This is a genomic window from uncultured Christiangramia sp., from assembly GCF_913046405.1.
Lineage (GTDB): Bacteria > Bacteroidota > Bacteroidia > Flavobacteriales > Flavobacteriaceae > Christiangramia > Christiangramia marina.
In genome coordinates, this window is record NZ_CAJWRQ010000080.1 from 1 (window position 1) to 13,904 (window position 13,904).

The window sequence follows — 13,904 nt, forward strand, 5'->3', positions numbered from 1 at the left end:
GCAAATCAGATAATTCTGGATATACAACCAGTGATGATAATGCAATCAAAATCCACGGCCATGGTCTTAATGCGTAATGAAGCACGTTAAAAAAGAAAGTGGCTCCGATAGCATGATTTTCGTTCTTTGCAGCCAGCATTCTCTGTGCTACGTAACCACCACCTCCTGGCTCTGCGCCAGGATACCAGGCGCTCCACCATTGAACTGCCAGTGGAATAATTAAAAGAGTGATAAGTGCTTCGGTGTTTGAGAAATCTGGAAGCATGCTAAGTTTACCGGAAACATTCTCGTGAGTTAGCATACTTTCCAGTCCGCCCACTTCAGGTAAATTCACACAATAGTAAGCAGCTCCAACACCACCAATAATTGCCGTAAAAAATAGTATGAAATCTGTGTAAACTACTCCTTTGAATCCTCCGAGAGTACTAAATATAACTGTCACGATTCCGGCTAGTGCCAAAGTTTCGATGGCAGATAGACCGAGCATAACCTGTCCAATTTTAATAGCGGCAAGACTTACTGCTGCCATGGCCATCACATTGAAAACGACCCCCAAATATAGTGCACGAAATCCTCTAAGGAACTTTGCAGGTTTTCCACCATACCTCAATTCGTAGAATTCAATATCTGTATCAACATTGGATTTACGCCATAATCTGGCATAAACGAACACAGTTAGCAGACCGGTTAATAGAAACGCCCACCAGACCCAGTTACCAGAAACTCCATTATTGCGAACAATATCAGTTACCAGGTTTGGAGTATCAGTAGAAAACGTGGTCGCGACCATAGAAACACCAAGTAGCCACCACGGCATTGTTTTACCAGATAGAAAATATTCTTTGGAACTTTTACCGGAAGTTTTTGAAACATAAAACCCTATGCCCAGGGTAAGCGCGAAAAAAGAGAAAATAAGGATATAATCTATTGTAGCTAATTCTATCATTCTAAGATCATGGTATTTGCTACAATAACGAAAATTAATTCGATATATGTAAGACCTATATTAGCATACAATAAAAAAGGGATAACTATGTTATCCCTTTTTCGGTTGGTTAGTTAAAGAATAAGGTAATTATACACCTATGCTATACTTACTCGATAACCAAAACTTTAAGCTTTAAATGTAGACATTTTTATGATAATACCTAATAAGGGTTTCCACTTAAAATTCAATTGTTTACGAACAGTTTGAGATTCAAAAATTCTAGAAGCTTTAGAATTTCCAGGCTACAAATCTTGTCTTTTTGTTTCCTAATTCCATGTGGATTATTTCAAAATCTGCATTGAGTTTGTTTAATTGTTTTTCTATAGCCGGTAAGTTTTCTTGTTTTGATACCAGGGAAGTGAACCACTGTACGTTTTTGTTCACGCTAACACTATCTCTAATCATTCTCTTTAGAAATAAAGCTTCGCCACCACGGCACCATAGTTCATTGGACCGTCCTCCAAAATTTAATCTCCTGGTCTCGATTCCAAGATTAGTATTTTTCCTGAAATTAGCTTTGTTAGCTTCTTCTGCGGAATCATGAAAGGGAGGATTACACATACTGAAATCAAATGACTCATTTTCTTTGATCACATTTTTCAGGATGGAACCACGGTCTTCCTGTAATCGAATTTCTATTTGGGATTGAAGCTTATTGTTGATAACGTTTTGCTGCGCTGCTTCAATAGATTTGATTTCGATATCACTACCAAGCATTTTCCAGCCCATATGCTTTGCAGCCAGAATTGGGTAAATACTGCTGGCTCCCACCCCAATATCAAGTCCGGAATAGTGTTCTTTTCCAATCTTATTATCCAGAAAATCTCTAAGATGTAACAAATAATCCATTCTTCCGGGAATTGGAGGACAGAGATATCCCTGCGGAATACTCCAGTTTTTAACCTGGTAATGGTAATTTAAGAGCGCTTTATTCAAATTGAGTACAGCTTCAGAAATACTGAAATCTATAGTAAGATTATCGTATTTGTTTCTGAATACATAAGGTTTGAGATCGCTATTGACTTTAACTAATTCAGTGAAATCGTATTGTTCCCTATGAGGGTTATCTGGATGCATAAATTCTTTTCAGAAGGTAAAAATAGGCGAAATATAAATGTCTCAACGGGGATCTGGCATCTATCCAAACCAAATATCGTTTTCTACCAATTCTTCGGAAGAATTTAATTTTACGGGAGAGAGATTCTTCTTCGTGTTCAAATACCGACTTACAATACGATCTGCATAGCTGGAAGTTTTCGCCTGGACTAAAAAATTCCGGAATTCATCAGGATGGTTAAAGTCATCTGAAGGTCCAATGTACCCGTAGCCGGCATACTTACCTTTATCCAGATAAATAAAACTTCTTTCACCTTTAGTTCGACCCTTTTCCATTAAAAGACAGGACTCATCATAGGTTCCAATAAAATCTACTGCTTTTGCAACCCGGGAGTTATATTCGGTAACTGAAATTCCTTCTTTACAAACTCCGCTACAGGCTTCCAGTTTGTAATGATTACAAGCGGAAGTAGCGCTTTGCAAGCCAGTATATTTCGGGCAGAGATCAAAATCCTTACACAGGTTTTCTAAAAAGCTTATCGCTTCTTCACGGGTATAGAATTTCATCCAGCTTACCGGTGCAATTTTGTTTTTGTGCAAGGCAAATACTTCAATGCCTTTTTGATTATGATAGGAGGTGAGCGTATAAGGTCTAGAAACTTTCTTCTGAGCTTTATTATATTTTGGATAATATTTCAGAATCAATTCAGCTTCGCGAAGTAGCGCGAGAAATTCAGAACCAGTCAGCTCATAATCGATGCTATGCGTTTCCTGCATCAACTGGTATTTGCGATTACTACGTTCCTGGAAATGCGATTTTATTCGGGTTTTGATATTTTTCGCCTTGCCAATATATAATGGAATACCATCTTTATCTCTGAAAAAGTAAACGCCGGTAGATTTCGGAAGCTTTTCAAAATCGGCATTTTTAAAGTGCGGCGGTAAATATTCTGCACCACTTTTTCTGTTCAAAAATTCGGTAACAACTTCGAGTTCAGGATCTAGCGAAAGACAACGTTTTAACAAGATGACCGTTGCCTCACAATCACCCTGCGCACGATGTCTATCGTAAATAGGAATGTTGATGGAGGTACAGATATTTCCCAAACTGTAAGAAAACAAGCCTGGAATCAATTTCTTCGTAAGTCTTACGGTACAAAGACGCTTTCTTTTAAAATCCATGTCCAGCATCGCAAACTCAGCCCTCAGTATATTATAATCGAAGTTCACATTATGAGCGACGAAAATACAGTCCTTTGTAATTTCCATGATCTCTTCTGCGACTTCAGAAAACTGCGGTGCACTGCTTACCATTTCGTCATTGATTCCGGTAAGACTTTCGATATACAATGGAATGGACTGGCTGGGATTTACAAGCGATGTAAAGGTCTTTGTGATTTCACCATTCTCAAGAATGATCACGCAAACCTCTGTGATCCTGTTTCCTTTGATACCGTTCCCGGTAGTCTCAATATCAACAACCGCGTATTTCAACTCCTCCATGGCTGCAAATTACTACAATCTTCAGAAAAAATAAAGGAAAAAATCCAAACTAATGGAATTAATCCAAAAACGTTAATAATTCGAGCATTTGAGTTCAGCCTACAATTTTCGTTTTTTCTTCTTCATTTTATTCAGCCAGATGATGGTTCCGGTAACGGGTAGGGAAGTGGCAATCAGGCAAGCCAGGAAATAAATAATCTTGGAAAAGATCCCAAATATCTCACCGGTATGCAAAGGTTTAATGAGCGAGGCGATCTTCACATTGAGATCCTTATCATCAAAAAGTTCTTTTTTCAACACCGTTCCATTCCGATCAAGTACCAACAGATCTGAAGTTGACGGAGACCAGTTGTTGTCACCATATTTTCTTATTTCTAATACATTGGTTTCTTCTTGTGGGATGCTGATACTTGTTTTTCCAGCATATTTCAACTCAAAATTGGAAATAGTATAGGCTTCTGAAAGTGAAATTACTTTAGAACCTGGTGTTTCAGAAGTGATTCCAGGACCACCTCTTCCTCCAAAGATCTTCGTTCCCAGAACCTGACTCCCTGCTTCCCGATACCATTCAAAAGACCAGCAAAGTCCTGTGAGGATCATGATCACTAAAAAAATACAGGAGTAGAAACCAAGAGTGTTATGTAGATCATGATTAATTCTTTTCCAGTTTGCAGACCATTTGATCTTAAATCCTGGTTTAAAAGCTTTCCATTTCCATTTCTTCGGAAACCATATAATAATACCACTGATGGATAGAAATAAAAAGATAATTGTCGCCACACCTACAATGGGTCTTCCAATGCTGGTATCCAAAAGAAGCCACCGATGCATTCTAAACATTACACTGAAGAATCCGTCTAGAGGTGAAGGTTCAGGTTTGAGAATTTCTGCCGAATACGGATCCATCATAAAGGTGGTTCCACGACGATCTTCTGGTGAGGTCTTTACCCGAAATTCATAGGCTTCAGAAGCTTCAGTTGGAATTGAAACAGAAGAAACAGTACCTTTTTCCGACATTCTGCTGGTTAATTCATCGATCGATAACTTTTCCGAAGAGGGAACAACGTGAAGTTCTTCAGCAAAAATTGATTCGATCTCCTTTTCAAAAACCAGCATGGTTCCGCTAAAACAAACCAGAAATAGAATAATTCCGCTAGCCAGACCCAACCAGAGATGGACGTCTGTCATAAAGTTTCGAAAAGTATATGCTTTCTTTTTTTTCATTTTTAATATTTAAGGTTAGGAACCACGCTGTTTAGATTGTTATTTATGTAAATCGTTTAATTAGAATCTATAGGAAATTACTCCGCTAAAAGTTCTTGGGTCCGTTTGATTGATAAACCTGGTTCTATAGGCATTGTAGCCAATTTTATCAAAAATATTATTTGCGAGAATCCTAACATTCCAGTTCTTATCAACCTGGTATGCAGCCTGTAAGTTTACCTGCGTGAGACTTTCCACATCGAAAGGTTTTTGATTTGGTACAATTCCCTGGTGAGTTACTGCTCCGGCAGACCAGTCATTAACAGGTCTGTCACCCGTGTAATAAACACCTCCACCAAGAGATAATCCTTCAAGATGCTCTAAAAATGAATAATTCACATAGGTGTTAAAGGTGTGTTTTGGTGTATTTAGAGGTGCAGAGCCATATACAAAGGAAGTGTGATCTTTATACTGCGCATCGATATACGAATATCCAGCGATCACTTCCAGATTTTGCAATGGCCGCCCCGTAAGTTCTACTTCAACTCCCTGCCGTTGATCATTTCCACCTTGTTGAAAAAATCCAGTTGCGATCCAGTTTTCATCGTATACCGGAAGATTGATATTCTTATTATTTATTCTGAAGAGGGTAAGGTTAAAACGCAACCTGCTATTGAGCCAGTTGGTTTTGATACCTGCTTCTACCTGATCGTAACGTTCATTCCCCAATTCTTCACCATTTTCTCCAATTCTGGCTGCTGTTCTAGGGTAAGAGCTATTGGTATAAGATGCAAAAACATTTACATTTTCAAACGGAGAAACGATAATTCCAGCAAGCGGATTAAATGAATCACTTCTATTGTTTTCATCGCCGTTAATGGTTTCTACAGAAGAGTAACGCACTCCTAAAAAAGTCTTGAACCATTCAGTAAAAGTAATTACATCCTGAGCAACAAAACCTATAGCTTTAGACCTGGCAGTTCCTTCATTTGCTGCCGCAAAATTAATTCCATTTGGTAACGACCGGCTATTGGAATTATTGAAAACATCAATAGTATCTACAGCTGAAGCAGATTTGCTGAAGGTTTCGTAATTGGTTGTACGATAATCAAAACCAACCTGAAAAATATGACTCACGGCACCGGTTTCGATTTCATCTCCAATTAGATCAAATTGTACCACGCTGTTCTTGTCATTACGGGTGCTTATTCCGTAACCACGAGTTCTCTGGTTATAGACGGGTACATCGTTTTCCATTACCACATTTCCAAAACTGGCACCCTTGTTATCAAGATCCAGATTAGACCTGTAGTAGGCGGCGCGAAGGCTAAGTTTGTCGCTTAGATCCCGATTGATTCTAATGGCGTAAGTACTATTTTCTGTATTATTGCGATCGTTTTCGTAACCTAAAAAGACATCGTATGGCAGGTCGTAAATCGCGTTTTGATCATTTTCAGCAAGATTAACTGTTCCCACATCTGGAGTTCTGCTATCTGAGAAATAATCCATTTCAAGAGTTATTTCGGTTTTATCATCTGGCTTCCATTCCAGCGAGGGATTGATATAGAAGCTCTCTCTAGAAATTCCGCTGCGGTAAGAATCTTTTCTCTCCAATGCTGCATTTATTCTGAAGGCTATATTTTTTTGCTCATTTAGAGGACCATATACATCGAAAGCCGGTCTAACTAGTCCGTAGCTGCCAACTCTCATCGAAGCTTCACCACCAAACTGATATTTTGGAGTTTTGGTAACGATATTTACGACACCACCAGGACTTCCCAGGTCGGTAGCAACGCCTTGTGTAATGGAAGCGGCACCTTTAAGAACCTGGATATTGTCAACACCCTGCATGTCGGTTAGAATACCTGTTCCTCTAAAATCTGAATGTACACGCACTCCATTTTTCAAGATTGGAATTCCACGAAATCCCCGGGAAGAAATACTCTCACTTCGGTTTCCATAAGTAGCAAATGTATAAACTCCGGGAACATTCCTTGTCGCTTCTGATATGCTGAGTGCTCCCTGTTGTTTGATGAGCTTATCTGAGATTACTGAGATACTTTGGATCTGTTCGTAAGGTTCTAAAGGCAATCGGGTAAGAGCCTCGATCTTATCTGGATGGCTAAACCTGTTTCCAAAAACCTCAACTTCCTGCAATTGATCATCAATTTCGAGATCAATATTTAATACAGCCGGGCGATCGCTGAATTGTACTTTCACTTCGGTAGTCTGGTAACCAATCGCCGAAATGCTTAGTTGAAGCTCTTCATCTGGTAAATTGTAAAATTTGAATTCGCCCTTAGCATTAGCCGAAGTTCCCTTGTTTAATTTCTGGATGATAATTGTAGCAAAAGGAACAGGTTCAGAATTATGAAGTATTTGACCTTTGATGTCTGGTTCGGATTGAGCTAGTGTTAGAAAGGGTATTGCGAGTAGTAAAAGTAGTAGTTTTTGCACCTGTATTTATTTAGACCAATTATAAACAAGCTGCGAATATATTTAGATTTTTAAGAATTTAAAAATTGTTTAGAATCATTTTAAATAAAGTTTTATTCTGAAATGGCTAAGTGGTTGAGGTTCAAAAGAGAAAAGCTTTCGCAACGCGAAAGCTTTTCTCTTTTTTGATTTACTGAAACAAATAGAGCAGGATCATAATTCCTATTCCAGTAGTTAGAATAGCATACTTCATCATGTTATAGCTTCTTTCTAAACGTTCGATCTTCTCAGTAAATTCATGGTCTTCATTTGATCTGTCCATGATTTTTAAATTGGGTGTTTCAATATCTAAAAATTTTGTTAAAACCCCAAATTACTACTCTATTTTATCTTTGTTGTTCTCTGATTTCCACTCGAATTCCGCTGGTATGTCCGGAAAATTCAGGAGCATACATAGATTCTATTGTGCTTATCCCATTCGAGAAAGATCCAGCATTATTGGCTCTTACGGTATATTCAAGAACATAAGTTCCCTTTCTTAGCGTATCAAAGAAGAAATGGGTAGCAGCATCTCTGGTGCTCTCATAATAGCTTGTACTATTTTGGTACTTATGTTCACTAATCACGTTTGTTGGCTCAAAACCACTGGCACGCATATCCTTCAAGTGAATGAATTCCATATCTGCTTCAGCTCGTACGACTAATCGAACACTTACCAGATCTCCAACTTTCAGTGGAGTATTGGTATCTATTCTCTTGAGTTCTTTATTTCCAGTATTCAGATATAATTCTTTTTCGATATTAAGCGGACTCTCAGAATGAGTTTTGATCTTATCCAGATTCTCAAAATACTGCCAGTAAGCGCCACCATATCCGGCGGTAGTGTTATTGTTCTCTATTTCAATATTTCCGAAATCTTCTGAAAATTCTCCGGCTTTCCAGGTTGTTTTCACATAGCCAGATCCAGCTTCAGTATTACTCAATTCTTCCATGTCCAGTTTTTCTCCACCAATTACGAATTGAGTATTCGAGGACACTGGAAGTATATCCATTCCCTGCATTAGCAATGCATACACCGCTGCAGTGGTAGACTTAGTAGTTTCCCAGTAGTTGGTTCTCTTATTCTGAATTAACCAGATCTTAAGTTCTTCAATTGTTTCCATATCATTGGAAACTTCAGCAAATGCTTGAATTATTAAGGCTTGTACTTCAACAGGAGTATTAAATGATCTCCAGCTCGCAGTATTTTCTTTCCAGTACATGCCATAAGTTTTAGATTTTACTGCCGTCTGTTTCAGCGATTCAATGATCTCCAATGCTTTTGCGGAGTGACCAAATCGATTTAATATTATGGCCAGTTCAGCCTTTTCCGAAAGACTATAATCTGTCCAGCGTTCCTTTTGATATTCCAAAGCTTTGTCAATGAGATCTTTTTGTTCAGCCGGTATCGGAAACTCTTCCTGGTGCATGCTTCTGGTATGTGCATAGGCAAGTACAGTATAACTTTTATAAAACTCGGTTGAATTGCCAGACTCTCTTCTTTTCTTCTGCTCCATCAATTCCTTATCCAGATAAGCAATCGCATTGGCAAGAATTCTTCGATCATCCAGCTCAATTTTCATATTCTTTAGTTTTCCGAAGCCTTCGATGATATGAGAAGTAATATAATAATTATCCCTACCGCCGGCGAACCATGGAAAAGCTCCCGAAGAATTCTGCATTCTCCGCAACCTGGTCAACATAGAAGTTAGTTCTTTGTTGATTCGCCCGGTTTCGAACAACAATCCTACTCGTTGTTGCTGTAAACTTTCAGATTCAGCATCCTGTACCCACGGAGTTTCAGCAAGTAAAAGGCTCTTGAGTTCTTCATTTTTCTGAAGATTGCTCACCATACTGGAATCTTTTCTCCATGCTTCATAAACTTCAGCGATCTCAGGTTTTGAGTTCACAATTTTCTGTCCAACGGAATTAGCGAAGATCTTTGAAAACATCTGTTCAGAACATTCATGTTCGTACTCCATGAGGTATGGCAAACTTTGCAAGGCAAACCACCCGGGATTGGAAGTATATTCAAATGTAAACAGATGATTCTTCAGGGTTTTAGAGTCATTCGATTTCAGGTTTTCAAATTCAAAGCTTTTAGTTTCTCCAGCTCTTACAAACAGCGGGATGCTTTCGTAAACCAGCATCCTGTTCTTCAACACAGGAAGTAAATTCTCTTCCCCATCACTAAAATCTCCTGCTGTCGCAAGGATTCTATAGGTCACCGCAGGAATGGTTTCAGGAACGAAAAGTTTCCAGCTTACCACCCTGGTCTTTCCTTCCTGGATCTGGAAGGCTTGCAGCGTTTCAGTATTTCCCATCGGGATGTCCACAGGCTCCATCGTCACGGCATTGAATAACTTCAGCACTGCGTTGCCGGTCATTGGTTCACTGGAAAGGTTGGTCACTTTCGCCTTAAAAATGATACTATCACCTTCTCTTAAAAATCGTGGTGCATTTGGTACTACATTTAGATCCTTATTTGTAGTTACAATTTTCTCCAGTTTACCGGTGCTCCAGTTGCTGCTATGAGCCAGCAATCGTAATTTCCAGCTCGTTAGTGCTTCCGGAGTGGTAAAGCTGAACGATAAACCTCCATTTTCATCCAGTCTAAGATCCGGGAAGAAAAAAGCTGTTTCCTGTAAATTTGTTCTTGCATCAACATTTTCAAGCGCTTCCAGGGATTTGCTGGTGGTGATGATCACAACACCATCAACCGCTCTACTTCCATAAATTGCGGTAGCTTCAGCACCTTTTAGAATTTCGACGCTTACAATATCTTTTGAATCTAATTCGTAGTCCTCAACAGGCTTACCGTCTACGATAAACAGCGGACTTCCACTTATGCTTGAACTACCTCTAATTTTAAACTCGGTGTTGGCTCCGGTTCTGGATACCTCTACGCCGGCAACCTTGCCTTGTAACAAGGCTGTAGACTCACTTTCCTGATCGGCAACTTCCATGACTTCTTCGGCCACAGCCTCACCATAACCTACAGCTACGAATTCATCCAGACTGGCAGAATCGGCTTCAAGATCAATAAATACTTCAGTCTTATCACCAAGCTGGAATTCCTGACTCACATAACCTACATAACTAAAAATAAGAGTAGCATTTTTGGGAGCATCGATTCCAAATTCACCATCGAAGCCTGTCTGCGCTCCAAGACTCGAACCTTTGATTATTACATTCACTCCTGGTAGCGGTTCCCCGTTTTCATCAACCACTCTTCCCTGTACACGAGCATCAGAATCCACCTTACCGCTGACCTTTAATGTACGTAGATAATTCCTGTACTGGTAACTGTTAGGCTGTCCAAAATAAAAACCAAATTGAGAAAGCTGATCAAATCGAAGATTCACCCGACTGTAATAATTATTTCTACCAAAATATCTATACAGGTTGACGCTTCGACCTAAATTATCAAAATACAGGGATGGATAATCAGATCTAAATCCAGTAAACCCGGTATCTGTATTCCACTCATCTTTTTTAAATTGATCAAGCGAAATATCATACATAGAAGCCAGAACTTCAGCTTCTATTTTCTCACCAGGAGTTGATACATTAAAACTCCAGGTTTCTTCAAGTCCAGGTTTTATTTTATTTCTGAAGGTTTCCGTAGAGATTTCAAGATCTTCGGAATCTTTTCTGAAGTTCACAACCTCGCTGAATTCAATTTGCCGGTTGTTCATCACTGAAGATACAACCAGTTTAAATTCAGGATCCTGTAGAGCCTTTAGCGGAATCTTCAATTTTAACTTCCCATCAAGCTTAAAGTATTCTCTAAAAATAGAAGTACGACCGTTTCTGAATGCTGAAACACGAATTCGCAAATTATTTATGGGAGAGCTGATCTCAACCTGCGCGTGTTCATCTGAAGCTAATGTTTCTTTATTGATAATACTTACCAGAAGATCCTGATCTGTATAAGCCTTATTGCTTTCAGGATCCTGAATGCTAATAACCTTTAATAATTCTTCTGTTTTATTTTCATGTCGCAGTTCGAAACTCAGTAAGTAACTACCTTCTTTCCAATTTCTGGTAGCGATATCATCCTCAAAATCCCCATCTGAATCAAAATTGGATTCGTATACTGTCTCCAGTTTCTCCCAATTTTCTGGCTTTGTCAACTTTCGGTAAGGTTCATTAGGGAATAGTCTTTCAAATTCAGCTTTAGAAATAAGTTCGAATTCTGGAGCCTCCCACCATCTTTCCTGGTAGTGCTTTTCAGGACTCTTGAGTCTATAAATTTTATAATTACCTGTTGCAGGTACCTTTTGATCATTGAGATTTCTTGTTGCCAGATCGATTTTCAGCGTATCGTTAATATCGATCTTTTCTGCAATTTCAAGTTTTGGAAGAAAATTCTTATTTCCGATTTTAAGAGACTGCTGTGCATCTCTCGTTTCTCCACTCACATCGGTTACAGAGGCAGATACGGAGTAGCGATATATGAGATCATTAAGGTTGGTGTTCTGGTCTGCCTTCGCTTCAAAAGGAATGATAAATTCCCCATTTTCATCTGTTTCAGTAGTATCAGTTTTAATAATTACTGCATCTGAATAATAACTTCGCCACCAAGAATAATGCATACGTTCCCTGGTAACTGTGTAGGCAACTTTAAGATTTGGAAGCGAGGCACCAATATAAGCTTCAGCAGAACCCTTAAGTGCAATTTCTTCGCCTAACTCGTAAGCTTTATTTATGGTGTCAAAACTTACTTCAAAAGTTGGTCGTTTATATTCTTCTACACTAAAGTATTTGTAATCATCCTGAAAGTCATCCAACTCATTCCAGAAATCGGAATCAGTTTCAATATATTCTTCGGCATAAATAGAGAACTGGCCGGTAAGATTATTGACTGGAAGATCAAAGCTACCTTTAAAAGATCCATACTCATTGGTCTTGAATCTAAATTCATGAATTTCATTTTCATTCGGGTCATCTACGAATACGTCTATATATTCATTAGGAACTACGCTGGTAGAATCATTTCTATGCTGAAGAAAAACACCTTTAAAATGCACTTTCTGACCCGGACGGTAGATCGCACGATCCAGGAAGAAAAGTACCTTTGCCTGTGAATCTTCATCTTCATTATTGCTATAATTATAACGATTACCACCGCGATTGTAAGATGAAGAGTAGAAATCATCTCCCTTTGTAAATTCGGTATGTTCTTCCCAATAGCGACTACCGGAATAGTTATCCAATGCTATCTCCCCATTACGATCAGAGGTTCTGGAAAGAATCGTGGTATTGCCCTTTTTTACTCTTAGAACAACGTCACTTAGATTTTCTCCTGATTTTCGATCAACTACATGGAACAGGTTCTCTTTCTCGAAATCTGTTCTGGAGACGGCGATATTGGTTACCAGGTAAGTCCCGGAAGTATGATTGCCTTCTGAATCGTATAGATGAACAAGATACCTTCCGAAGTCATTTCCCGGAATTACAATTTCAGTGGAATGTTCATTATAATCTGTTTTTCCTGGTAGAATGATCTGTACGCTATCTGAAATTTTTGCAGCTTCTTTTTTTATAAAATTTGCTCTATCTCTATAATTTACCTTATCCAGGAAATTCATGCTAACCTTACCTAATTTCATATAGATAGTATCTACATTTTTATAAGTAAGCCTTGCGCGACCTGGTTCATTATGGGTCAGGATATTTTGCAATTGTGCCTCCAGACTTGGTGTGGTAAGTCTTTTCAAAAGATTCTGGGCATTCTGCCGGGTAAGAGTATTGTTATAGTTAGACTCAATGAGTTTTAAAAGATTAACAGCTTTAGAATTATAATCTGGATACTTCAGTAATCCTTCTTCATCTCTTTCTGAAGCTTTTTCAGCATATGCATTGGCCAGTTCGAATAGAAGAAGAGCCTTCATTTTCCGGTCTTTTGAGTTTTCTTCCAGCTTCTCAATTGCACTGATGTATTCCTGAAAGTCATCATGAAATTCAGCATGAACAAATTCAATACGTTGTAACTTCCAGTAATTCAGCGATACATCACTTTTGTCTTTTGAGTGAATTTTTTCGAGTTCCTGATACTGTCGTAGAGCAAGCTGCTTGGAATTCTCAACCTTAGCAATTTCGGCATCTATAAATCGCGAGTCTGTCGCGAAAAGAATCTCTTTGCTAATTTCGGTTTTTGCAACCTCAAATTCAGTACTAAAAAAGCTTTCGTCTCTTAGAAATTCCAGGTAACGTCCAGCCAGAAGATCATAGATAGAAGGTCTGAAATCTCTCGTTATGGTCTTAGTATTTAAAAGCACGTCAATTTCAGAATTGGGAAAGTTGGCCAGTTTGCCGGGATTGGCAATAGATTTTTTATGAGCGGTATGAATACTGTCTTTTATAGTTTCGAGAGACCAGGTGCTCAAATCTTTTCGATCTGGATCATTGATTTGTTTCTGTTCACGGCGGCTCCACCGGTTCTGTCTGTAATAATCACTTAGTAACTCAGCTTTATAACTCTGCAAAACTTGATCAAATGGAAAAGGAATTTGAAGAAATTTTACTAAAGAGAAACGATGTTGTACATAATTTACTTGATGTTGAATGGAAACCACAAGAACTTAAACAAAACATTCAGAAAGTTAAGGCATATTCTAACATGTTTTTCATTATTTCCTGGATTAACCTTGAGATTCAACTAGGAAATCCAAAA

6 protein-coding genes and 1 pseudogene are annotated in these 13,904 nt (G+C 38.6%); all 7 read right to left on the minus strand.

Going from position 1 to position 13,904, the window contains the following annotated elements:
* Window positions 1-946 (minus strand): annotated as a pseudogene (locus QZ620_RS10665) (Na+:solute symporter); the annotation flags it as partial.
* Window positions 947-1,216: 270 nt separating this feature from the next.
* Entirely contained in the window at window positions 1,217-2,065 is an 849-nt protein-coding gene (gene rlmF / locus QZ620_RS10670; protein ID WP_295181461.1) for a 23S rRNA (adenine(1618)-N(6))-methyltransferase RlmF, read from the minus strand.
* Between the two features lie 60 nt (window positions 2,066-2,125).
* On the minus strand, window positions 2,126-3,547 hold the full coding sequence (locus QZ620_RS10675) for an exonuclease domain-containing protein (protein WP_295181463.1): 1,422 nt from the start codon (window positions 3,545-3,547) through the stop codon (window positions 2,126-2,128).
* Between the two features lie 99 nt (window positions 3,548-3,646).
* A complete protein-coding gene (locus QZ620_RS10680) occupies window positions 3,647-4,771 on the minus strand; it encodes a PepSY domain-containing protein (RefSeq protein WP_295181465.1) in 1,125 nt (374 codons plus the stop codon).
* Window positions 4,772-4,831: 60 nt separating this feature from the next.
* Entirely contained in the window at window positions 4,832-7,207 is a 2,376-nt protein-coding gene (locus QZ620_RS10685; protein ID WP_295181467.1) for a TonB-dependent receptor, read from the minus strand.
* Between the two features lie 169 nt (window positions 7,208-7,376).
* Complete coding sequence (locus tag QZ620_RS10690; RefSeq protein WP_295181468.1) at window positions 7,377-7,508, minus strand: hypothetical protein; 132 nt, start codon at window positions 7,506-7,508, stop codon at window positions 7,377-7,379.
* Between the two features lie 64 nt (window positions 7,509-7,572).
* Window positions 7,573-13,716 carry a carboxypeptidase-like regulatory domain-containing protein gene (locus QZ620_RS10695; protein WP_295181469.1) on the minus strand — a complete coding sequence of 2,048 codons (6,144 nt, stop codon included), beginning with the start codon at window positions 13,714-13,716 and terminating at the stop codon, window positions 7,573-7,575.
* Window positions 13,717-13,904 lie beyond the last annotated feature (188 nt).